This is a genomic window from Streptomyces aurantiacus (assembly GCF_027107535.1).
GTDB lineage: Bacteria > Actinomycetota > Actinomycetes > Streptomycetales > Streptomycetaceae > Streptomyces.
This window is the reverse complement of sequence record NZ_CP114283.1, coordinates 7,404,085-7,426,369: the sequence shown is the minus strand read 5'-3', so window position 1 is coordinate 7,426,369 and position 22,285 is coordinate 7,404,085. Positions and strand designations below refer to the sequence as shown.

The window sequence follows — 22,285 nt, the reverse complement described above, 5'->3', positions numbered from 1 at the left end:
CGTGTTCGGACGTCGCAAGAAGGGCAGTGCCGCCGAGGACGCGGCGGGCGAGGCCGAGCAGGTCGTCGACGGTGTCGACACTGAGGCGGAGCGCGAGCGCGTGAGGCTCGAGCCGGAGCCGCGTCCCGACGGTCCCTGGGACAGCGCCGAGGTGCGCGACCCGGCCGAGGGCCGGGTCGACCTGGGCGGCCTCTTCGTGCCCGGGGTCGACGGCATGGAGCTCCGGGTGGAGGTCGCGGGCGACGCGATCGTCGCGGCCACGGTGGTGCTGAAGGACAGCGCCGTCCAGCTGCAGGCTTTCGCCGCTCCCAAGCGTGAGGGCATCTGGGGCGAGGTGCGCGAGGAGATCGCCACCGGCATCACCCAGCAGGGCGGTGTCATCGACGAGGTCGAGGGCCCGCTGGGCTGGGAGCTGCGCGCGCAGGTGCCGGTGCAGCTGCCCGACGGCACGGGCGGCTTCCAGGTCGTCCGGTTCATCGGTGTGGACGGTCCCCGCTGGTTCCTGCGCGGAGTGATCTCCGGCCAGGGCGCGGTGCAGCCGCAGGCCGCCGGTCTGCTGGAGCAGATCTTCCGGGACACCGTGGTGGTCCGCGGAGAGGGCCCGATGGCCCCGCGCGACCCGATCGTCCTGAAGCTGCCGGACGACGCGCAGATGGTCGCCGAGGGTGTGCAGCAGGAGGAGCAGGCCGGGTCCCGCTTCTCCGGCGGCATGGGGCAGCTGCAGCGCGGACCGGAGACCACCGAGGTCCGGTAGCAGCACAGCCGGACGCAGGGCCGCGTACACGCACGTGCGCGACGGGCCGCATTCCCTTCGGGGAGTGCGGCCCGTCGTCGTTTCCGGCGGATCGGTGCCGGGCGGCGTCCGGGTCCCACGCCCGTGGACCGCCGCCGCGTACCGGAGCGTGGGCCGAACGAGTGAAGAAGGGCCCGAGTCGCTCCCCGGCAGCGGCCCAGCTGGTCACCCTAGGTTCGGTGGAAAAGGGATGGATCGGTCAACTCCCTTGCACCGCACATGACTTACCGATCAAGGAAGACCATGGGGCCCGGGCATGAGCACCAACTGGATCGAGAAGGCGCAGCGGTTGGGCGACGGGAGCATCGGAGGCGCGATGGATCATCCGACGGTTCCGGGCCGCGTCGTCTGGCACACCACGGAGAGCGGCACCGGCGATGACGCGTTCCGTGCCGTGGCGGCGCATCTGATCCGGGTCGCCGCCGAACCGCATCTGCTGTACGACCCGGTGACCGACCGGCTCGGCCAGTTCGGCCCGCTGAACCACAGCGCCCGCGCGCTGCGCAACGACGGTTCGACGAGGACGAACCGCGTCGGGAAGGTCTGCATCCAGATCGAGGTGCTCGGGCGGGCGGGCAAGCCGTTCACCGACACCTGGAGGCCGGGCCCGAACTACAGGGCTGTGATGGCCGCGATCAGGTCGTGGAGAATTCCGGACACCTTTCCGGCAGGACGTCTCGCGACCTCGGGCGCCGACGCGACCAACCGGCCCCGCGCGGTGTGGATGAGCAAGGGCGGGCACTACGGTCACGCGAACATCCCTGGCAACGACCACTGGGACCCGGGCAGCATCGACAGGGCCGCCCTCTTCGCCGCGGCCCCGGTCGCCGGGGCGGCGCCGGGCGTCGTAGCCGCTCCACCGGACTCGTCGCCGGCCTCGGCGAACTGATCGCCCTCACCCGTCGAAGGCCGGGCGGGGAGTACGACTCGTGGCCGAGGTCTCACAGCGGTCCGCCGGAGTTCCGGGTGCTGAACGGCCCCGGTGCGCGGCCCCTGGGCTCCGGAAGCCGTTCGGACCCCAGAGGCCGCTGCATGCCCGACTGCTGCCGTTTCCCTTGACGTGAACTTGGTCTGTACCTATGGTCACCGGCCAACGCCTGTGTTCATAAAGGCATTCCGCGTTCACATACTGGAACGGACGGCCCCCCATGATGCCGAACACCCCGGTTCCCCCGGCCCCCTCACGCCGCCGCGGGAGATCACGCTTCGCGCTGCTCGTCACCGTCGCGGCCCTGCTGGCCGGTGCCCTGGCCTGGCCCGCCGCGGAGCGCGCGGAGGCAGCGCCCGCCACCTTCGCGCACCCCGGAGTCACCGTCTCCCGCGGCCAGTTGGACTTCGCCCGGCAGCAGGTCAACGCGGGCGCCCAGCCCTGGAAGAGCGCCTACGACCAGATGATGTCGAGCAGGTACGCCTCGCTCACACGCACCGCCAAGCCCCGCGCGGTCGTGGAGTGCGGCTCGTACTCGAACCCGAACAACGGCTGCACGGACGAGCGCGAGGACGCGATCGCCGCGTACACCCAGGCCCTGGCCTGGTACGTCACGCGGGACGCCCGCCACGCGAAGAAGGCGATCGAGCTGATGGACGCCTGGTCGGCGACCGTCCGGGACCACACCCACAGCAACGCCCCGCTGCAGACCGGCTGGGCGGGCTCGTCCTGGCCCAAGGCCGCCGAGATCATCAAGTACACGTACGACGGCGGCTGGCCGAACTCCGGTCGCTTCGCGACCATGCTCCGCGGCGTCTACCTGCCCGAGGTCATCAACGGCTCGAACTCCAACGGCAACTGGGAACTGTCGATGATGGAGGCGGCCGTCGGCATCTCCGTCTTCCTGGAGGACAAGGCGTCCTACGACAAGGCCATGGCGAAGTTCCGCACCCGCACGGCCGCGTTCGTGTACCTGTCCTCCGACGGCGCCCTGCCGAAGACCGTGCCGAGCCAGAACCTCGACACCAGGCAGAAGATCGTCAACTACTGGCAGGGCCAGTCCACCTTCGTCACCGGGCTCACCCAGGAGACCTGCCGCGACCTCACCCACACCGGGTACGGCCTCTCCGCGATCTCGCACATCGCCGAGACCAGCCGCATCCAGGGCCAGGACCTGTACGGCACGGACGTCGGCGAGCGGCTGCGGCACGCGCTGGGCTTCCAGGCCAGATACCAGCTGGGCGAGGCACCCCCGAGCTGGCTGTGCGGCGGGTCGCTGCACCTCGGCCTCGGCCCGGTGACCGAGGTCGGCCACAACGCCCTGCACAACCGCCTCGGCCACGGCATGACCAACACCGAGCGGCTCACGGCACAGAACCGCCCGGCGGGGAGCAACAACCTCTTCGTGGCCTGGGAGACACTCACGCACGGCGACAACCCCAGCTGAACCGTTGCCGGTCCGGGCGCCGGACGGTGATACTGGCGCCCGGTCCACGGGGGAGGGTCATGAGTACTCAGGTCGTCACGGACACCATGGTGCGGGTGGAGAACGTCCACCGCTCGTACGGGAGCGGCACCACCGCCGTACACGCGCTGCGCGGGGTGTCGTTCGACATCCCGCGCGGTGAACTCGTCGCGCTCAAGGGACGTTCGGGCTCGGGCAAGACCACACTGCTCAACCTCGTCGGCGGGCTCGACGAGCCGGACGACGGACGGATCACCGTCGACGGGCTCGACCTCTCCGGACTCGGGGAGAACGGACTGCTGGAGCTGCGCCGGGACCGCATCGGCTTCGTCTTCCAGTCCTTCGGGCTCATCCCGATCCTGACGGCCGCCGAGAACGTGGGCGTGCCCATGCGGCTGCGCCGGGTCGACCCGCGCGAGCGCGAGGAGCGCGTCGAGCTGCTGCTCTCCCTGGTCGGGCTTGCCGACCACGCGGCACAGCGGCCCGGTGAGCTCTCCGGCGGTCAGCAGCAGCGTGTCGCCATCGCCCGCGCCCTCGCGAACAACCCGGCGCTCCTCATCGCCGACGAACCCACCGGCCAGCTCGACGCCGAGACGGGCATCGGGGTGATGGAACTGCTGCGGGCGGTCGTCCGCAGCGAGCAGGTCACCGCGCTCGTGGCCACCCATGACGCGGCCCTCCTGGACCTGGCCGACCGGGTCCTGGAGCTGGGCGACGGCGAGATCGTGGAGAGCTGAGGCCCCGGGCCCTCTCCCGGGCCCGCTCCCGGGCCCGCTCCCGGGCCCACTCCCGGGCCCGCTCCCGGAGCCGCGCCGCCGGCGGGACGGAGCCGGGGCGGCTCCGGCTCCGCCCGGCACGGCAGATCGCTGCCCGGCGCGCCGGGGTGGCGTCCGGTGCGTCAGAGTTGCGTCAGAGTTGCGTCAAAGACGCCTCCGCCCGCGCCTCTCGCCCCATTCGTCCGGATCATCGGCCGTAGGGTCTACGCAGCGTACGCAGTGCGTCTGGGAAGACAATGAGGCCATGGGACGAGGCAAGCTCCGGATCTACCTCGGTGCGGCACCGGGCGTCGGCAAGACCTACGCGATGCTCTCCGAGGCGCACCGCCGTGTCGAGCGGGGCGCGGAGTGCGTGGTGGCCTTCGTCGAGCACCACGGGCGGCCGCGTACGGAGGTGATGCTGCACGGTCTGGAGCAGATCCCCCGCAAGGACCTCGCCTACCGGGACACCGCCTTCACCGAGATGGACGTGGACGCCGTACTGGAGCGCGGCCCGGCCGTCGCCCTGGTGGACGAACTGGCGCACACCAACATCCCCGGCTCGCGGAACGCCAAGCGCTGGCAGGACGTCGAGGAGCTGCTCGCCGCCGGGATCGACGTCGTCTCGACGGTCAACATCCAGCATCTGGAGTCCCTCGGCGACGTCGTCGAGTCGATAACCGGTGTACGGCAGCGTGAGACCGTCCCGGACGAGGTGGTGCGGCGGGCCGACCAGATCGAGCTGGTCGACATGTCGCCCCAGGCGCTTCGCCGCCGGATGGCGCACGGCAACATCTACAAGCCCGACAAGGTCGACGCGGCCCTGTCCAACTACTTCCGCCCCGGCAACCTCACCGCCCTGCGCGAACTGGCCCTGCTGTGGGTCGCCGACCGCGTCGACGAGTACCTCCGGCAGTACCGGGGCGAGCACGGCATCCGCTCCACCTGGCAGGCCCGCGAACGCATCGTCGTCGGCCTGACCGGCGGTCCCGAGGGCCGTACGCTGATCCGCCGGGCCGCCCGGCTCGCCGAGAAGGGCGCCGGCGGCGAGGTGCTCGCCGTCTACATCGCCCGCAGCGACGGCCTGACGTCCGCCTCGCCCAAGGAACTGGCCGTCCAGCGGACCCTCGCCGAGGACCTCGGCGGCACCTTCCACCACGTCGTGGGCGACGACATCCCGTCCGCGCTGCTGGAGTTCGCGCGCGGTGTCAACGCCACCCAGATCGTGCTGGGCTCCTCGCGGCGCAAGTCCTGGCAGTACGTGTTCGGACCCGGCGTCGGCGCCACGGTCGCCCGGGAGTCGGGGCCGGACCTCGACGTGCACATCGTCACGCACGACGAGGCGGGCAAGGGGCGCGGCCTGCCCGTCGCCCGGGGCGCGCGCCTCGGCCGGTCCCGGATCATCGCGGGCTGGCTGGTCGCGGTGGCCGGCCCGGCACTCCTGGCGCTGCTGCTCACCCACGGCGCCGCGGATCTCGGGCTCGCCAACGACATGCTGCTCTTCCTGACGCTGACCGTGGCGGCGGCCCTGCTCGGCGGGCTGCTCCCGGCGCTCGCCTCGGCGGCCTTCGGCTCACTGCTGCTGAACTACTTCTTCACGCCGCCGCTGCACCGGCTGACCATCGCCGACCCCAAGAACTTCGTCGCCATCGTGATCTTCGTCGGGGTGGCCATCTCGGTCGCGTCCGTGGTGGACCTGGCGGCCCGCCGCACCCACCAGGCCGCCCGGCTGCGCGCCGAGTCCGAGATCCTCTCCTTCCTGGCGGGCAGCGTGCTGCGCGGGGAGACCAGCCTGGACGCCCTGCTGGAGCGGGTCCGCGAGACGTTCGGCATGGAGTCGGTCGCGCTGCTGGAACGGGCGGGCGACGTGGACCCGTGGACCTGCGCCGGCAGCGTGGGGCCGCACCCGCCGACGCTGCCCGAGGCCGCGGACGTCGACATGCCGGTCGGGGACCACACCGCGCTCGCCCTCTCCGGCCGGGTGCTGCCCGCCGAGGACCGCCGGGTCCTCGCCGCCTTCGCCGCCCAGGCCGTCGTCGTCCTGGACCGCAAGCGCCTCCAGGCGCAGGCCGAGCAGGCCCGCACCCTCGCCGAGGGCAACCGCATCCGAACGGCGCTCCTGGCCGCCGTCAGCCACGACCTGCGCACCCCGCTGGCCGCCATCAAGGCCGCCGTGACGTCCCTCAGGTCGGACGACGTGGCCTGGTCCGAGGAGGACGAGGCCGAGCTCCTGGAGGGCATCGAGGCGGGCGCCGACCGGCTCGACCACCTGGTGGGCAACCTCCTCGACATGTCCCGCCTGCAGACCGGCACGGTCACCCCGCTGATCCGCGAGATCGACCTCGACGAGGTCGTGCCGATGGCGCTGGGCGGCGTACCGGAGCGCAGCGTCGAACTGGAGATCCCCGAGACCCTGCCCATGGTCGCCGTCGACCCGGGGCTGCTGGAGCGGTCGGTCGCCAACGTCGTCGAGAACGCCGTCAAGTACAGCCCTGCCGGAGAACGCGTCCTCGTCGCCGCCAGCGCGCTCGGTGACCGGGTGGAGGTGCGGGTCGTGGACCGTGGCCGGGGCGTTCCCGACGAGGCGAAGGATCGTATCTTCGCGCCCTTCCAGCGCTACGGCGACGCCCCGCGCGGAGCCGGGGTGGGCCTGGGCCTCGCGGTCGCCCGTGGTTTCGCCGAGGCCATGGGCGGCACTCTCAACGCCGAGGACACCCCCGGCGGCGGCCTCACCATGGTCCTCACGCTGCGGGCGGGCCCCTCCCGCCCGCAGCCTCTGGTGGAAGCAGTGGAACCCGTACAACCGGAAAGGCAGGCTTCATGACCCGCGTCCTCGTGGTCGACGACGAGCCGCAGATCACCCGGGCCCTCGTGATCAACCTCAAGGCACGCAAGTACGAGGTGGACGCGGCCCCCGACGGCGCCACCGCGCTGCAGCTCGCTGCCGCCCGCCACCCCGACGTGATCGTGCTCGACCTGGGCCTGCCCGACATGGACGGCGTCGAGGTGATCAGGGGACTGCGCGGCTGGACGCGGGTACCGATCCTCGTGCTGTCCGCCCGGCACTCCTCCGACGAGAAGGTCGAGGCGCTCGACGCCGGAGCCGACGACTACGTGACCAAGCCCTTCGGCATGGACGAGCTGCTCGCCCGGCTGAGAGCGGCCGTCCGCCGGGCCGAACCCAACGGGGGCGGCGAGGACGACGTGATCGTCGAGACGGAGGACTTCACCGTCGACCTGGCCGCGAAGAAGGTCGGCCGGTCGGGCCGCGACGTGCGTCTCACCCCGACCGAGTGGCACCTCCTGGAGGTGCTCGTGCGCAACACGGGCCGCCTGGTCAGCCAGAAGCAGCTGCTCCAGGAGGTCTGGGGCCCCTCCTACGGCACCGAGACGAACTACCTGCGGGTCTACATGGCCCAGCTCCGCCGCAAGCTGGAGGCGGACCCGTCCCATCCCCGGCACTTCATCACGGAGCCGGGGATGGGGTACCGGTTCGAGAGGTGAGTCCGGAGTCGGCCGGGGGTCCGGGGGTCGCCCCCCGGGGGGGTGCGGTATCACGGAGCCGGGGATGGGGTACCGGTTCGAGAGGTGAGCCGGTTCGGGGCGTACGCCGGTTCGGGCGGTGGCACCACGGGTACGTACCTCTCAGCGGCCCCCGGTACGCTTCAGACATGAGTGCTGTCCCTCGTTCCGAAAAGCCGGCGGGCCGGTTCCGGCGGATGATCGACCGGCTCTCCTCGTCCCAGGAGGACCTGGAGTCGGAGGAGCTGCGCGAGGACACCGAGACCGCGGGCTGCACGCGCATCGGTGACTGCCGCGACCGACAGGTGGTCACGGTTACTGGTACCTTGCGCACGGTCACTCTGCGCCCGAGGGCCGGTGTCCCGGCCCTGGAGGCCGAGCTGTTCGACGGTTCGGCCGCCCTGGACGTGGTGTGGCTCGGCAGACGCTCCATAGTGGGGATAGAGCCGGGGCGCAAGCTGATCGCGTCGGGCCGGATCTCGATGAGCCGGGGCCGCCGTGTGCTGTTCAATCCGAAGTACGAACTCAGACCCCTCGGACGGGAGTAGCCGGTGACGTCGCTCGACAAGCCGACCGAAGACGCCCAGCGGGATTCGCGGGCGGTGACCGAGGCCGCGCTCTTCGAGGCGTTCGGCGGTCTGCGGGGCATGATCGAGACGGTCCTGCCGGGCCTGCTCTTCGTCACGATCTTCACGATCAACAAGGACCTGCACTCGGCGGCCATCGCGGCCCTCGGTGTCTCCATCCTGCTGGTCGTGGTCCGCCTGGTCATGAAGGACACCGTCAAGCACGCGTTCAGTGGCGTCTTCGGTGTCGCCTTCGGCGTGGTCTTCGCGATGATGACGGGCAACGCGAAGGACTTCTACCTGCCGGGCATGCTCTACACGCTCGGCCTCGCCCTCGCCTACATCATCACCACGCTCGCCGGAGTCCCCCTGATCGGCCTGATCCTCGGCCCGGTCTTCAAGGAGAACCTCTCCTGGCGCACGCGCAACCCGGGCCGCAAGAAGGCGTACGCGAAGGCCAGTTACGCATGGGGCCTGATCCTGCTCGCCAAGTGCGCGATCCTCTTCCCGCTCTACTGGTGGGCCGACACCACCCAGTTCGGCTGGGTCCTGATCGCCCTGAAGATCCCGCCCTTCCTGCTCGCCGTCTGGCTCACCTGGGTCTTCCTGGCGAAGGCGCCGCCGCCGATCGACGTGTTCGCGGAGATGGAGGCGGAGGAGCGCGCGGCGAAGGAGCGGGAGTCCGCCGCACGGTCCGCCGACTAGACGCCGCGGCAAGCCGACAGAAGGAGGGGCGCCCGGAGACATCTCCGGGCGCCCCTCCTTCTGTGTCCGCGGACGTCAGCCCGTCGCGTCCTCGCGGCGTACCGACAGCAGGTCCTCCAGCTGTTCCTCGCGGGCCTGGGCCGCCACGAACAGCAGCTCGTCGCCCGCCTCCAGGGAATCCTCCCGGGTCGGGGTGAGCACCCGGGTGCCGCGGATGATGGTGACCAGGGAGGTGTCCTCGGGCCACGCCACGTCTCCGACCTGGGTGCCGGCGAGGGCCGACTCCGGGGGCAGGGTCAGCTCGACGAGGTTGGCGTCGCCGTGGCTGAAGCGGAGCAGCCGGACCAGGTCGCCGACGCTCACCGCCTCCTCGACCAGGGCCGACATCAGCCGGGGCGTGGAGACGGCGACGTCCACACCCCACGACTCGTTGAACAGCCACTCGTTCTTGGGGTTGTTGACCCGGGCGACGACCCGCGGGACCCCGTACTCGGTCTTCGCGAGCAGGGAGACGACGAGGTTGACCTTGTCGTCCCCGGTGGCAGCGATGACCACGTTGCAGCGCTGCAACGCGGCCTCGTCCAGGGAGGTGATCTCGCAGGCGTCGGCGAGCAGCCACTCCGCCATCGGGACGCGCTCGACCGAGATGGCCGTCGGCGCCTTGTCGATCAGCAGGATCTCGTGCCCGTTCTCCAGGAGCTCGCCCGCGATCGAGCGGCCCACGGCGCCGGCACCGGCAATGGCGACCCTCATCAGTGACCGCTCTCCTCTTCGGGGCCCTCGGCGAACGACGCCTCGACCTTCTCGATGTCGTCCGTGCGCATCATCACGTGCACCAGGTCGCCCTCCTGCAGCACCGTCTGCGAGCTGGGCAGCACCGCCTCGCCCAGCCGGGTGAGGAAGGCCACGCGCACGCCGGTCTCCTCCTGGAGCCGGCTGATCCGCTGGCCCACCCACGCCGTCGACGCGTGCACCTCGGCGAGCTGCACTCCGCCGGTGGGGTCGCGCCACAGCGGCTCGGCGCCCGACGGCAGCAGCCGGCGCAGCATCTGGTCGGCCGTCCAGCGGACGGTGGCGACGGTCGGAATGCCGAGGCGCTGGTAGACCTCGGCGCGGCGCGGGTCGTAGATACGCGCCGCCACGTTCTCGATGCCGAACATCTCACGAGCCACCCGGGCGGCGATGATGTTCGAGTTGTCCCCGCTGGAGACGGCGGCGAACGCGCCGGCCTCCTCGATGCCCGCCTCGCGCAGGGTGTCCTGGTCGAAGCCGACGCCGGTCACGCGACGGCCGCCGAACCCGGAGCCCAGTCGTCGGAAGGCGGTGGGGTCCCGGTCGATCACGGCGACCGTGTGCCCCTGTTGCTCCAGGGTCTGGGCAAGAGCGGAACCCACTCTTCCGCAACCCATGATGACGATGTGCACGACCGTCCTTCCGATGTGAAAAGTTACTGCTCAGGCTGAATCAGGGTCTCAGACCGACGCCCAAGCTACACACGCGCGGTCCGTCGGCGGCACCCCCGTGCAGATTCGCCCATTTCCCGCCGACGATCAACGGCGGCTGATGCTGCGCACGCTGACCATGGTCAGGATCCCCAGGCCGACGAGTCCGGCCGCGGCGCCGATGAGTTCAGCGGTGGCGTGCATGGAACCTCCATGAATTGGCAAAGGGCGGCAAAGTTTTGGCCTTTTTCATATAGGCATGGGGATTCACCCGGCCAGGGAATCCGGAAGCGCGCCCGCACCGTATTTCACTCGTAGAGCAGATCGCGGCCGAGGATCCCGTCGATCGGCCGCGGCGGAGGGCGGGGGAGGGTGGGCGTGGGCATGTTCGACCGCTTACGATCCTCTCCGTGTCCAAACTGACCGACGTGCCCAAACGGATCCTGATCGGGCGCGCACTGCGCAGTGACCGGCTCGGAGAGACGCTCCTGCCGAAGCGCATCGCACTCCCCGTCTTCGCTTCCGACCCGCTCTCCTCCGTGGCCTACGCACCGGGGGAAGTGCTCCTCGTCCTGTCCATCGCGGGCGTGTCGGCCTACCACTTCAGCCCCTGGATCGCCGTCGCGGTCGTCGTGCTGATGTTCACCGTCGTGGCGTCGTACCGGCAGAACGTGCACGCCTACCCCAGCGGTGGCGGCGACTACGAGGTGGCCAACACCAACCTCGGCCCCAAGGCGGGCCTCACGGTGGCCAGCGCGCTCCTCGTGGACTACGTCCTCACCGTCGCCGTGTCGATCTCGTCGGGCATCGAGAACCTCGGCTCGGCCGTCCCGTTCGTCGTCGAGCACAAGGTGTTCTGCGCGATCGCCGTGATCGTGCTGCTCACGCTGATGAACCTGCGCGGGGTCAAGGAGTCCGGAAAGCTCTTCGCGATCCCGACGTACGTCTTCGTGGTGGGTGTCTTCCTGATGATCGCGTGGGGTGCCTTCCGCGGGTTCGTCCTCGACGACACGATGAAGGCGCCGACCGCCGACTTCGAGATCAAGGCCGAGCACCAGGGGCTCGCCGGTTTCGCCCTCGTGTTCCTGCTGCTGCGTGCCTTCTCCTCGGGCTGTGCCGCGCTCACCGGCGTCGAGGCGATCAGCAACGGCGTCCCGGCCTTCCGCAAGCCCAAGTCCAAGAACGCGGCGACCACGCTCGCGGCGATGGGCCTGCTCGCCGTCACCATGTTCTGCGGGATCATCGGCCTCGCCATGGCGACCAACGTCCGCATGGCCGAGAACCCAGCGCACGACCTGCTGGAGAACGGTGTCGCGGTCGGCTCCGACTACGTCCAGAACCCGGTGATCTCGCAGGTCGCCGAGGCGGTGTTCGGTGACGGCAGCTTCCTGTTCATCGTGCTCGCCGCGGCCACCGCGCTCGTGCTCTTCCTGGCCGCGAACACCGCGTACAACGGCTTCCCGCTGCTCGGTTCGATCCTCGCGCAGGACCGCTATCTGCCGCGCCAGCTGCACACCCGCGGCGACCGGCTCGCCTTCTCGAACGGCATCGTCCTGCTCGCCGGCGCGGCCATCCTGCTCGTCTGGATCTACGGCGCCGACTCGACCCGCCTCATCCAGCTCTACATCGTCGGCGTGTTCGTGTCCTTCACGCTGAGCCAGACCGGCATGGTCAGGCACTGGAACCGCCACCTGGCCACCGAGAAGGACCCGGCCAAGCGCCGCCACATGGTCCGCTCCCGGGCCATCAACGCGTTCGGCGCCTTCTTCACCGGCCTGGTCCTGGTCGTCGTCCTCGGCACCAAGTTCACGCACGGCGCCTGGGTCGCGCTGCTGGGCATGGTGATCTTCTACGCGACGATGTCCGCGATCCGGAAGCACTACGACCGGGTGGCGGAGGAGATCGCCGCGCCCGAGGGCCCGTCCGACGACAGCGTGCGCCCCTCCCGCGTCCACTCCGTCGTCCTGGTCTCCAAGATCCACCGGCCGGCACTGCGTGCCCTCGCCTACGCCAAGCTGATGCGCTCCGACACCCTGGAGGCGCTCAGTGTCAACGTCGACCCGGCGGAGACGAAAACCCTGCGGGATGAGTGGGAGCGACGTGGCATCACCGTGCCGCTGAAGGTCCTCGACTCGCCGTACCGCGAGATCACCCGGCCTGTCATCGAGTACGTGAAGGGCCTGCGCCGGGAGTCCCCGCGCGACGCGGTGTCGGTGATCATCCCCGAGTACGTGGTCGGCCACTGGTACGAGCACCTGCTGCACAACCAGAGCGCGCTGCGGCTCAAGGGGCGGCTGCTGTTCACGCCGGGCGTGATGGTGACGTCCGTGCCCTATCAGCTGGAGTCCTCCGAGGTCGCCAAGAAGCGGGCCCGCAAGAGGCAGGACTGGAACGCGCCGGGTTCGGTGCGCCGCGGTCCGGCGGAGGAGCGGCCGAGGGAGTCCTCCACTCCGAAGAAGTGAGAACACCCCGGGGCCGGTGGTGCCGACGGCCTTGTGGCGAGCGGCCGGGCGGCGTCCACGTAGACTGGTGGGCTGTTGTCCGGCCGTTCCCCATCTCGCATCTGGAGTCACCCCGTCATGCAGGCAGAACCGAAGAAAACGCCGGCGGGGTCGCTCGTGGGACAGGAGTACGAGGTCGAGATCGGGCCCGTCGCGCACGGCGGCCACTGCATCGCCCGTACCGACACCGGTCAGGTCCTCTTCGTACGGCACGCGCTGCCCGGCGAGCGGGTCGTGGCACGGGTGACGGACGGTGAGGAGGACTCGCGCTTCCTGCGCGCCGACGCGGTCGAGGTCCTGGAGGCCTCCAAGGACCGTGTCGAGGCCCCGTGCCCCTACGCCGGTCCCGGGCGCTGCGGCGGCTGCGACTGGCAGCACGCCAAGCCGGGCGCGCAGCGGCGGCTGAAGGGCGAGGTCGTCGCCGAGCAGCTCCAGCGGCTCGCGGGCCTCACGCCGGAGGAGGCCGGCTGGGACGGCACGGTCATGCCGGCCGAGGGCGACAAGCTGCCCGCCGGTGAGGTGCCCTCCTGGCGTACGCGTGTGCAGTACGCGGTCGACGAGGACGGCAACGCCGGTCTGCGCCGCCACCGTTCGCACGAGGTCGAGCCGATCGAGCACTGCATGATCGCCGCGCCCGGAGTCTCCGAACTGGGCATCGAGCAGCGGGACTGGTCCGGCATGGAGTCCGTCGAGGCGATCGCGGCGACGGGTTCGCAGGACCGCATGGTCATCCTCGAACCGAGGCCGGGTGCCCGACTGCCCCTGGTCGAACTCGACAAGCCCGTCTCCGTCATGCGCGTCGAGGAGCACGACGGCGGCATCCACCGGGTCCACGGCCGTGCCTTCGTCCGTGAGCGTGCCGACGGCCGTACGCACCGGGTCGGCAGCGGCGGCTTCTGGCAGGTCCACCCGCAGGCCGCCGACACCCTCGTCAAGGCGGTCATGCAGGGCCTGCTCCCGCGCAAGGGCGACATGGCGCTCGACCTGTACTGCGGCGTCGGCCTCTTCGCCGGTGCCCTCGCCGACCGCCTCGGTGACAAGGGCGCGGTCCTCGGCATCGAGTCCGGCAAGCGCGCGGTGGAGGACGCCCGGCACAACCTCGCCGCGTTCGACCGCGTCCGCATCGAACAGGGCAAGGTCGAGACGGTCCTCCCGCGCACCGGCATCACCGAGGTCGACCTCATCGTCCTGGACCCGCCGCGGGCCGGCGCCGGCAAGAAGACGGTGCAGCACCTGGCTTCACTGGGGGCGCGCAAGATCGCGTACGTCGCGTGCGATCCGGCGGCGCTGGCACGGGACCTGGCGTACTTCCGGGAGGGCGGGTACCGGGTGCGGACGCTGCGGGCGTTCGATCTGTTCCCGATGACGCATCACGTGGAGTGCGTGGCGATTCTTGAGCCGGTGAAGAAGGACAGCTGAGACGTCCTGCGTCCCCGTCCCGTCGGCGGACGTCGAGCGGAAAGGGCGATGCCCGGGCCGGTCCACGTGGACCGGCCCGGGCATCGCCCTTGTGCGGGTGGGGTGATCAGACGAGGTCGAAGCGGTCCAGGTTCGAGACCTTGACCCATGCCGCGACGAAGTCGTTCACGAACTTCTCCTTCGCGTCGTCGCTCGCGTAGACCTCGGCGAGCGCGCGCAGCTCGGAGTTCGAGCCGAAGACGAGGTCGGCGCGGGTGCCGGTCCACCGGACCTCGCCCGTGGCGGCGTCGCGGCCCTCGAAGGTGGTCTGGTCACCGGAGGTCGAGCTCCACGTCGTGCCCAGGTCGAGAAGGTTGACGAAGAAGTCGTTCGTCAGGGTCCCGGGGGTGTTCGTGAAGACGCCGTGCGCCGACTGCCCGTGGTTCGCGCCCAGGACACGCAGGCCGCCGACGAGGACGGTCAGCTCGGGGGCGCTCAGGTTGAGCAGGTTCGCCTTGTCGAGCAGTAGGAACTCGGCGGGGAGGCGGTTGCCCTTGCCGAGGTAGTTGCGGAAGCCGTCGGCGGTCGGCTCGAGCGCGGCGAACGACTCGACGTCCGTCTGCTCCTGCGAGGCGTCCACACGGCCCGGCGTGAAGGGGACCTCGACCGCGTGACCGGCGTCCTTGGCGGCCTTCTCCACGGCAGCGGCGCCGCCGAGCACGATCAGGTCGGCCAGGGAGACCTTCTTGGCGCCGGAGTTGAACTCCTGCTGGATGCCCTCCAGGGTGCGCAGCACCGTCGCGAGCTGGTCGGGGTTGTTGACCTCCCAGCCGCTCTGCGGCTGCAGACGGATGCGCGCGCCGTTGGCGCCACCGCGCTTGTCGCTGCCGCGGAAGGACGAGGCGGACGCCCACGCGGTGGACACCAGCTCGGACACGGTCAGCCCCGAGTCGAGGAGCTTGGCCTTGAGGGCCGCGATGTCACCGGCGTCGATGACCTCGCCCTCGGCCGCCGGCAGCGGGTCCTGCCACAGCAGCGTCTCCGACGGGACCTCCGGGCCGAGATACTGCGACTTCGGGCCCAGGTCACGGTGGGTCAGCTTGAACCAGGCGCGGGCGAAGGCGTCCGCGAACTGGTCGGGGTTCTCGTAGAAGCGACGCGAGATCTGCTCGTAGGCCGGGTCGAAGCGCAGCGCGAGGTCCGCCGTCAGCATCTTCGGGGCGTGGCTCTTCGACGAGTCGTGGGCGTCGGGGATGGTGCCCGCGCCCGCGCCGTCCTTGGCCACCCACTGGTTGGCTCCGGCGGGGCTCTGGGTCAGCTCCCACTCGTACTCGAACAGGTTCTTGAAGAAGCCGTTGCTCCACTGGGTGGGCGTGCTCGTCCAGGTGACCTCGAGGCCACTGGTGATGGTGTCGCCGCCCTTGCCGGTGCCGAACGTGCTCTTCCAGCCGAGGCCCTGCTGCTCCAGCGTGGCGGCCTCGGGGTCGTCGCCGACGTTGTCCGCCGGGCCCGCGCCGTGGGTCTTGCCGAAGGTGTGACCGCCCGCGATCAGGGCGACCGTCTCCTCGTCGTTCATCGCCATCCGGCGGAACGTCTCACGGATGTCGCGGGCCGAGGCCAGCGGGTCCGGGTTGCCGTTCGGGCCCTCGGGGTTGACGTAGATGAGGCCCATCTGGACGGCGCCGAGCGGGTTCTCCAGCTCACGGTCGCCGGTGTAGCGCTCGTCGGCGAGCCAGGTGGTCTCGGGGCCCCAGTACACGTCCTCGTCGGGCTCCCACACGTCGGCGCGGCCGCCGGCGAAGCCGAAGGTCTCGAAGCCCATCGACTCCAGGGCGACGTTGCCGGTGAGGATCATGAGGTCGGCCCACGACAGGCTCTGGCCGTACTTCTTCTTGACCGGCCACAGCAGACGGCGGGCCTTGTCGAGGTTGGCGTTGTCCGGCCAGCTGTTCAGCGGGGCGAAGCGCTGCTGGCCGGCGCCGGCGCCGCCGCGGCCGTCGCTGATCCGGTAGGTGCCGGCGCTGTGCCAGGCCATGCGGATCATGAGCGGGCCGTAGTGGCCGAAGTCGGCGGGCCACCAGTCCTGGGAGGTCGTCAGCACCTCGGCGATGTCCCGTTTGACCGCGGGAAGGTCGAGGTTCCCGAACGCCTCGGCGTAGTCGAACTCCTCACCGAGGGGGTTCGCCACCGCGGGGTTCTGGGCGAGGATCTTCAGGTTGAGGCGCTCCGGCCACCACTGACGGTTTCCGCCGCCCTGGGTCGGGTGGGGGGCGCGCCCGTGCGCGACCGGGCAGCCTCCCGTCTCCTCCGGCTTCGGGTCCGTGACGATCGCGTCGTGGTTCTCGGTCATGGGGGAATCCTTCCGAACGTGGTGGATCACAAGCTCAGGAACTGCGGGCGGTGGAACAGTCGGGGCACTGGCCCCAGTAGATGACCTCGGCCTCGTCGACGGAGAAGCCGCGGTCGTCGGAAGCGGTCAGGCAGGGGGCGTGGCCGGTCGCGCAGTCGACGTCGGCGACGGCCCCGCACGTCCGGCACACGAGATGGTGGTGGTTGTCCCCGACGCGCCCTTCGAACCGGGCCGGGCTGCCGGGCGGTTCGAGGCGGCGTACGAGTCCTGCCGCGGTGAGCGCGTGGAGCGCCTCGTACACGGCTTGGAGGGAGATGTGGCCCACGCGGGTGCGTACCCCGGAGGCGATGGCCTCGGCATCGAGGTGATCACCGTCCCGGACGGTCTCGAGCAGCGCGACGCGGGCGGCCGTCACCCGCAGCCCGGCACCACGGAGCTCGCCGGCGGTGGTCGGAGTCCCGGATGCGGTCATGGGCCAAACCTACTTCCATAAACACGAACAGTTCAAGTAAACGAATGATGCAAGTTTTGGCGTGTCGCGTTGGGCGGGTGTTCGCCGGTCCGTCGTCTCGTGTCCTGGACGGGTGGTGAATCCGGGGTGGGGCACGGCTGTCGGGTGTTCGCGCGCCCCCTCCGGCCCGTGCGGCCTCCGGCCCGTGCGGTATGGGCGATGCACTGGATATGTAAGATGCACATTCTGTGCATGATGCATTCCGGGGTCCGGCGCGTGGCGCCATGGCCCGGAAGCCCTGGAGGGGAGCCCCGTGGAGAGTTCTGACAGTCCCAAAGCCGAGAACCGCTCAGGCGGTGTCATCGGCATCCTCGCCTTCGCCGGCATCGTCGCCGCGGTCACGCAGACCCTGGTGGTGCCACTGATCGGGGAGCTGCCGTCGCTGCTCGGCACCAGCGCCTCGAACGCCTCGTGGGTGATCACCGCCACGCTGCTGGCCGCGGCGGTGGCGACACCCGTCGCCGGACGCCTCGGGGACATGTACGGCAAGCGGCGCATGCTGCTGGTCTCGCTGATACCGCTCGTCGTGGGCTCGGCGGTCTGCGCCCTGTCCTCCTCCGTGGTCCCGATGATCGCCGGGCGCGGCCTCCAGGGCCTCGGCATGGGCGTGGTGCCCCTCGGCATCAGCCTCCTGCGTGACGTGGTGCCTGCGGAGAAGCTGGGCTCGTCCATCGCGATCATGAGCGCATCCATGGGGGTCGGCGGCGCGCTCGGCCTGCCGTTCTCCGCGGCGATCGCCGAGAACGCGAGCTGGCGGGTGCTGTTCTGGGTCGTCGCCGCCCTGGCCCTCGCGGTCGCCACCCTGATCTGGTTCGTCGTGCCGGGCGGCCGGGTGAACACCGCCGCGGGCCGCGGCTTCGACCTGGTCGGCGCGGTCGGCCTGGGCGCCGGACTCGTCTGCCTGCTCCTCGGGGTGTCCAAGGGCGCCGACTGGGGCTGGGGCAGCGCCACCACCCTCGGCCTGCTCGGCGCCGCGGTCGTCGTGCTGGCTGCCTGGGGCCGGTGGGAGCTGCGGACGAGCGAGCCGCTGGTCGACCTGCGGGTGACCGCCCGCCCGCAGGTGCTGATGACGAACGCGGCGTCGGTCCTCGTCGGATTCGCGATGTACGCCCAGTCGCTGGTCGTGCCCCAGCTGCTGCAGCTGCCCGAGGCCACCGGCTACGGACTGGGCCAGTCGATGCTGGCCATGGGGCTCTGGATGGCCCCGGCAGGCCTGATGATGATGGTCATGTCGCCGCTCGGCGCCAAGGTCTCGGCCGCGCGCGGACCCAAGGTCACGCTGACCGCCGGAGCCCTGATCATCGCCCTCGGCTACGGCCTCTCGCTGCCGCTGCTCGGCTCCACCGGTGGTCTGCTCGTCGCGACCATCGTCTGCAACACAGGCGTGGGCTTCGCCTACGGTGCGATGCCGGCCCTCATCATGGGCGCGGTGCCCCAGTCGGAGACCGCTTCGGCGAACAGCTTCAACACGCTGATGCGCTCGATCGGCAGCTCCGTGTCGGCCGCCGTGATCGCGGTGGTCCTGGCCCAGATGACCACGGACTTCGGCGGTTTCGCCCTGCCCTCCGAGGGCGGATTCCGCGTCGCCATGCTGATCGGCTGCGCGGTGGCTCTCGCGGCCGCGGCCGTCGCCTTCCTCATCCCCGTCCCCAAGGCGGACGCCTCCGAGTCCGGAACGGCGCCCCGCCCCGCCGCTCCCGAGGCGGCCGGAGCCGAGGCCAGGGCCTGACTTCCCTGGCTCCGGCTTCGACCCCACAGCCTTGACGCACCTGCCCGGGCCGGACTCAGGCCGGGCAGGCGTGCGCGGAGGCACCACCGGCTCAGGCCGGAGGGCATACCCGGCGGGCCGTGCCTACGGAACTCGGTCCGCGGTCGCCGGAGCAGGAGCAGGAGCAGGAGCAGGAGCGGGAGTGGCCGAGTCCGGAGTTCGGAGCACTGGGCCACCGGTGTCGCACGACCCGCGACCTGTACCGCACCTGCCATGGACAATCGATGTGTGCATTGCAGATGAAAGGGTTCACGGCCTAATCTGTTGCATATGCAGTCCTATACCATCGGTCAGGCGGCGCGTCTGCTGGGCGTGAGCCCCGACACCGCGCGCCGCTGGGCGGACGCCGGCCGGGTCACGACCCACCGTGACGACAGCGGCCGTCGCGTCATCGACGGCCGGGACCTCGCCGCCTTCTCCGTCGAGCTCGCGCAGAACGGCACCGCCGGTACCGGCGAGGACGAGACCTCCTACACCTCGGTCCGCAACGCGTTCCCCGGCATCGTCACCGCCGTCAAACTCGGTGACGTCGCGGCCCAGGTCGAGATCCAGGCCGGCCCGCACCGGCTGGTGTCCCTGCTGACCCGGGAGGCAGTCGAGGAACTGGGCCTGGAGGTCGGCATGCGGGCCACCGCCCGCGTGAAGTCGACCAACGTGCACATCGACCGCACCTGACCGCAGCCCTCCGCGGCGCGTCGCCGTCCCGGCGCGGCCCCGTCCCATCCGCTCGGACGGCGGCGCCGCCAGTCCGCAGTCCCAAGGAGCCCGCCACCGTGTTCCCCACCCGCCGCCGCGCCGCCACCGCGGTCCTCGCCTCCGCCCTGCTCGTCACGCTCGCGGCCTGCGGCGCCGACGACGGCGACAGCGGCAGCGGTACGCAGGCCGCCGCGGGCTCCTCGAAGGCCGAGCTGACCGTGCTCGCCGCCTCCTCGCTCACCGACGTCTTCAGGACCGCGGGCGCGGTGTACGAGAAGGAGCACCCCGGCACGAAGGTGACCTTCTCCTTCGCCGGATCGCAGGAACTGGCCGCCCAGGTGCGGCAGGGCGCCCCCGCCGACGCGCTCGTCACCGCAGACACCAAGACGATGGACGGGCTGGAGTCCGACACCGGAACACCGGTCGTCATCGCCAGGAACCGCCTGGTCATCGCCACCGGCAAGGGCAACCCGGAGAAGATCGAAGGCCTCGACGACCTCGCGGACACCGGGCTGAAGGTCGTGCTCGCGGCCCCCGAGGTCCCGGTCGGCCGCTACAGCCGGCAGATCCTCGACGCCCGGAAGATCACCGTGAAGCCGGTCTCCGAGGAGCCCAACGTCCGCGCCGTGCTCAGCAAGGTCGAACTCGGCGAGGCGGACGCAGGCATGGTCTACAAGACCGACGCGGCCGCGGCGACCGGCAAGGTCGACGCCGTGGCCATCCCCGACGGCCAGAACGCCATCGCCTCCTACCCGGCCGCGACGCTGAAGGAGTCGAAGCACTCCGCGGCGGCCGCCGCCTTCGTGAAGTGGCTCTCCTCCGCCGAGGCCCGGAAGATCCTCACCGACGCGGGCTTCGAGAAGCCGTAACCGGCCATGAAAGCCGTACGCACACACGGGCCGGACCACGGAAGCAGGCGCTCCCGCGGCTTCCGCGCGCCTCTCCCGCTGGCCCTTCCCGCGCTGCTCGCCATCGTCTTCCTCGTCCTTCCGCTGGCCGGCATCCTGGCCCGCACCGACTGGGCGGATCTGGGCGGGCACCTGAGCGACCCGGACGCCAGCGAGGCGTTGCGCCTCTCGCTGGTCGTCTCCTTCTGGTCGCTCGGCCTGTCCCTCGTACTCGGTGTCCCGCTGGCCTGGCTGCTGGCCCGGGTGCCGTTCCCGGGCAAGGCGCTCGTCCGCTCTCTGGTGCTGCTGCCGATGGTGCTGCCGCCGACCGTCGGCGGTGTCGCGCTGCTGCTCGCGTTCGGGCGGCGCGGGCTGCTCGGACCCTGGCTGGAGGACACGTTCGGCGTCACGCTGCCGTTCCACACCTCGGGAGCGGTCCTCGCCGCCACGTTCGTCGCGATGCCCTTCCTGGTGATCAGCCTCGAAGGGGCGATCGCCGGGCTCCGGCCGCGTTACGAGGAGACCGCGGCCTCGCTGGGGGCCTCCCCGGTACGGGTGTTCGTGACCGTCACCCTGCCCATGGTCGCCCCGGGCCTGATCGCCGGGGCCGCACTCACCTGGGCCCGCGCCCTCGGGGAGTTCGGCGCCACCATCACCTTCGCGGGCAACCTCCCCGGCACCACCCAGACCCTGCCCCTCCAGGTGTATCTGCTCCTCCAGGACGACCCGCAGGCCGCCACCTCCGTCTCCCTCCTTCTCCTCGCCATCGCCATGGCGGTCCTCGTCGCCCTGCGCGGCCGTTTCACGGGCACCCCGGGCGGCACACGCTCGTACGCGGCCAAGCCGCCCCCGGAGGAGGACCCACCGGCGGCGACCGAGGCCGGTACGGCCCCCGCCGACGGCCTCGCTCCCGGTTCCGCTCCCGGACCCGACGGGACGCTCTGGTCGCTGCACGCCGACGTCACCGGTTTCAACACGCTGGTCCTGGACGCCGACCCGGGCACCACCATCGCCGTCGTCGGACCCAACGGCGCGGGCAAGACCACCCTCCTGCGCGCCCTGCTCGGCCTGACCCCGCGAGCCCACGCCGACCTGCGCCTGGGCGGCACGGACGTCACCGGACTGCCCCCGCACCGCAGGAAAGTCGCCTGGGTGCCCCAGGACGGCGCGCTGTTCCCGCACCTCACCGCGCTCGCCAACACCGCGTACGGGCTCCGGGCGCAGGGCGTGCGCAGGGCCGAGGCCCGTCGGGCCGCACAGGAGTGGCTCGACCGGCTCGGCGTCGGCCACCTCGCGCACCGCAGACCTGCCCAGCTCTCCGGCGGACAGGCCCAACGCGTCGCCCTGGCACGGGCGCTGGCGGCCCGCCCCCGGCTCCTGCTCCTCGACGAGCCGCTGGCCGCACTCGACCAGAGCACCCGCGCGCGAGTACGCCACACCCTGCGCCGACACCTCGACGGCTTCGGCGGCGTCTGCCTGATCGTCACCCACGACCCCGTCGAGGCGGTGTCCCTCGCGGACCGTGTCCTCGTACTCCACGAGGGCCGCGCCCTTCAGGACGCGCCGCCCGCCGAGGTCACCCGGCACCCCCGCTCGCCGTGGGTCGCACGGATGCTGGGCCGCAACGCCTGGCCCGGCACGGCGAGCGCCGAAGGACTCGAACTCGCCGACGGGGGAGGCCTGTTCGTCATCGCCGAACCGCTGCCCGTGGGGACGCCGGCGCTGGCGATCATCGCTCCCGAGGCGGTCTCCGTCCACCGGGACAGACCCACCGGCAGCCCCCGCAACGTCTGGCCGGGCACGGTGCGCGAGATCACGGCCAGCGGCAGCCGGCTGCGCGTACTGATCGGGTCCGACCACGCGCCCGACGTCGTCGCGGAGATCACCCCGCAGGCCGCCGCCGAACTCGGCCTCGCGGACGGCGTGCCGGTGTGGACCAGCGTCAAGGCGACCGAGACGACCGTGGTGCCCCTCTGAGCCGGCCTCCTGGGCAGTGCC

Annotated in this window: 18 protein-coding genes; 14 read left to right on the top strand and 4 right to left on the bottom strand. The window is 71.2% G+C overall.

Features of this window, described 5'->3' with window-relative positions; translation table 11 throughout:
* The first annotated feature begins 1 nt into the window (after position 1).
* The 8 genes from O1Q96_RS34835 (at position 2) to O1Q96_RS34800 (ending at position 8,734) form a co-directional block, all read left to right on the top strand.
* Positions 2 to 754, top strand: a complete 753-nt coding sequence (locus O1Q96_RS34835) for a DUF3710 domain-containing protein (protein WP_217459652.1) — start codon at positions 2 to 4, stop codon at positions 752 to 754.
* 295 nt (positions 755 to 1,049) lie between these two features.
* Entirely contained in the window at positions 1,050 to 1,682 is a 633-nt protein-coding gene (locus tag O1Q96_RS34830) for a hypothetical protein (RefSeq protein WP_269251951.1), read from the top strand.
* A gap of 262 nt (positions 1,683 to 1,944) precedes the next feature.
* Positions 1,945 to 3,168 carry an alginate lyase family protein gene (locus O1Q96_RS34825; RefSeq protein ID WP_269253852.1) on the top strand — a complete coding sequence of 408 codons (1,224 nt, stop codon included), beginning with the start codon at positions 1,945 to 1,947 and terminating at the stop codon, positions 3,166 to 3,168.
* Between the two features lie 59 nt (positions 3,169 to 3,227).
* Positions 3,228 to 3,923 (top strand): ABC transporter ATP-binding protein, encoded by a 696-nt coding sequence (locus O1Q96_RS34820; RefSeq protein ID WP_217459654.1) that lies wholly within the window; start codon positions 3,228 to 3,230, stop codon positions 3,921 to 3,923.
* 283 nt (positions 3,924 to 4,206) lie between these two features.
* Positions 4,207 to 6,765, top strand: coding sequence for a sensor histidine kinase (locus tag O1Q96_RS34815; protein WP_269251950.1), 2,559 nt, complete (start codon positions 4,207 to 4,209; stop codon positions 6,763 to 6,765).
* Complete coding sequence (locus O1Q96_RS34810; RefSeq protein ID WP_269251949.1) at positions 6,762 to 7,445, top strand: response regulator; 684 nt, start codon at positions 6,762 to 6,764, stop codon at positions 7,443 to 7,445. Before O1Q96_RS34815 ends, O1Q96_RS34810 begins: the two co-directional genes overlap by 4 nt.
* Positions 7,446 to 7,612: 167 nt before the next feature.
* Positions 7,613 to 8,011, top strand: a complete 399-nt coding sequence (locus O1Q96_RS34805) for an OB-fold nucleic acid binding domain-containing protein (RefSeq protein WP_055615472.1) — start codon at positions 7,613 to 7,615, stop codon at positions 8,009 to 8,011.
* A 3-nt stretch (positions 8,012 to 8,014) separates the two neighbouring features.
* On the top strand, positions 8,015 to 8,734 hold the full coding sequence (locus tag O1Q96_RS34800) for a DUF3159 domain-containing protein (RefSeq protein WP_269251948.1): 720 nt from the start codon (positions 8,015 to 8,017) through the stop codon (positions 8,732 to 8,734).
* 75 nt (positions 8,735 to 8,809) lie between these two features.
* Here the strand turns inward: O1Q96_RS34800 and O1Q96_RS34795 are convergent, their stop codons facing one another.
* Both O1Q96_RS34795 and O1Q96_RS34790 read right to left on the bottom strand, forming a co-directional pair.
* Entirely contained in the window at positions 8,810 to 9,487 is a 678-nt protein-coding gene (locus O1Q96_RS34795) for a potassium channel family protein (RefSeq protein ID WP_149515218.1), read from the bottom strand.
* Positions 9,487 to 10,158, bottom strand: coding sequence for a potassium channel family protein (locus O1Q96_RS34790; RefSeq protein ID WP_269251947.1), 672 nt, complete (start codon positions 10,156 to 10,158; stop codon positions 9,487 to 9,489). Before O1Q96_RS34790 ends, O1Q96_RS34795 begins: the two co-directional genes overlap by 1 nt.
* 428 nt (positions 10,159 to 10,586) lie before the next feature.
* Here O1Q96_RS34790 and O1Q96_RS34785 point away from each other — a divergent pair, with 428 nt between their 5' ends.
* Positions 10,587 to 12,638 (top strand): APC family permease, encoded by a 2,052-nt coding sequence (locus O1Q96_RS34785; RefSeq protein ID WP_269251946.1) that lies wholly within the window; start codon positions 10,587 to 10,589, stop codon positions 12,636 to 12,638.
* 117 nt (positions 12,639 to 12,755) lie between these two features.
* Positions 12,756 to 14,096 (top strand): class I SAM-dependent RNA methyltransferase, encoded by a 1,341-nt coding sequence (locus O1Q96_RS34780; protein ID WP_269251945.1) that lies wholly within the window; start codon positions 12,756 to 12,758, stop codon positions 14,094 to 14,096.
* Between the two features lie 106 nt (positions 14,097 to 14,202).
* Here O1Q96_RS34780 and katG read toward each other — a convergent pair whose 3' ends face one another.
* The gene (gene katG, locus O1Q96_RS34775; RefSeq protein ID WP_269251944.1) at positions 14,203 to 16,425 is read right to left on the bottom strand and encodes a catalase/peroxidase HPI; all 2,223 of its coding nucleotides are present in this window, start codon (positions 16,423 to 16,425) and stop codon (positions 14,203 to 14,205) included.
* 34 nt (positions 16,426 to 16,459) lie between these two features.
* Positions 16,460 to 16,897, bottom strand: coding sequence for a Fur family transcriptional regulator (locus O1Q96_RS34770; RefSeq protein WP_269251943.1), 438 nt, complete (start codon positions 16,895 to 16,897; stop codon positions 16,460 to 16,462).
* A 292-nt stretch (positions 16,898 to 17,189) separates the two neighbouring features.
* Between O1Q96_RS34770 and O1Q96_RS34765 the strand changes: the two genes are divergently transcribed.
* The 4 genes from O1Q96_RS34765 to O1Q96_RS34750 all read left to right on the top strand — a co-directional run bounded on the left by O1Q96_RS34765 (position 17,190) and on the right by O1Q96_RS34750 (position 22,264).
* On the top strand, positions 17,190 to 18,665 hold the full coding sequence (locus O1Q96_RS34765; protein WP_269251942.1) for an MFS transporter: 1,476 nt from the start codon (positions 17,190 to 17,192) through the stop codon (positions 18,663 to 18,665).
* Between the two features lie 309 nt (positions 18,666 to 18,974).
* Positions 18,975 to 19,379, top strand: a complete 405-nt coding sequence (locus O1Q96_RS34760) for a TOBE domain-containing protein (protein ID WP_269251941.1) — start codon at positions 18,975 to 18,977, stop codon at positions 19,377 to 19,379.
* Between the two features lie 98 nt (positions 19,380 to 19,477).
* A complete protein-coding gene (modA, locus tag O1Q96_RS34755; RefSeq protein WP_269251940.1) occupies positions 19,478 to 20,269 on the top strand; it encodes a molybdate ABC transporter substrate-binding protein in 792 nt (263 codons plus the stop codon).
* 6 nt (positions 20,270 to 20,275) lie between these two features.
* Positions 20,276 to 22,264, top strand: a complete 1,989-nt coding sequence (locus O1Q96_RS34750; protein ID WP_269251939.1) for an ABC transporter permease — start codon at positions 20,276 to 20,278, stop codon at positions 22,262 to 22,264.
* Positions 22,265 to 22,285: the final 21 nt, after the last annotated feature.

What these genes read in the sequence shown, in the direction of transcription:
- katG (WP_269251944.1), bottom strand. Translation starts at nt 16,425, where the DNA reads ATGACCGAGAACCACGACGCGATCGTCACGGACCCGAAGCCGGAGGAG.
- O1Q96_RS34760 (WP_269251941.1), top strand. Translation starts at nt 18,975, where the DNA reads ATGCAGTCCTATACCATCGGTCAGGCGGCGCGTCTGCTGGGCGTGAGC.
- O1Q96_RS34805 (WP_055615472.1), top strand. Translation starts at nt 7,613, where the DNA reads ATGAGTGCTGTCCCTCGTTCCGAAAAGCCGGCGGGCCGGTTCCGGCGG.
- O1Q96_RS34815 (WP_269251950.1), top strand. Translation starts at nt 4,207, where the DNA reads ATGGGACGAGGCAAGCTCCGGATCTACCTCGGTGCGGCACCGGGCGTC.
- O1Q96_RS34780 (WP_269251945.1), top strand. Translation starts at nt 12,756, where the DNA reads ATGCAGGCAGAACCGAAGAAAACGCCGGCGGGGTCGCTCGTGGGACAG.
- O1Q96_RS34770 (WP_269251943.1), bottom strand. Translation starts at nt 16,897, where the DNA reads ATGACCGCATCCGGGACTCCGACCACCGCCGGCGAGCTCCGTGGTGCC.
- O1Q96_RS34750 (WP_269251939.1), top strand. Translation starts at nt 20,276, where the DNA reads ATGAAAGCCGTACGCACACACGGGCCGGACCACGGAAGCAGGCGCTCC.
- O1Q96_RS34825 (WP_269253852.1), top strand. Translation starts at nt 1,945, where the DNA reads ATGCCGAACACCCCGGTTCCCCCGGCCCCCTCACGCCGCCGCGGGAGA.
- O1Q96_RS34810 (WP_269251949.1), top strand. Translation starts at nt 6,762, where the DNA reads ATGACCCGCGTCCTCGTGGTCGACGACGAGCCGCAGATCACCCGGGCC.
- O1Q96_RS34795 (WP_149515218.1), bottom strand. Translation starts at nt 9,487, where the DNA reads ATGAGGGTCGCCATTGCCGGTGCCGGCGCCGTGGGCCGCTCGATCGCG.
- O1Q96_RS34820 (WP_217459654.1), top strand. Translation starts at nt 3,228, where the DNA reads ATGAGTACTCAGGTCGTCACGGACACCATGGTGCGGGTGGAGAACGTC.
- O1Q96_RS34830 (WP_269251951.1), top strand. Translation starts at nt 1,050, where the DNA reads ATGAGCACCAACTGGATCGAGAAGGCGCAGCGGTTGGGCGACGGGAGC.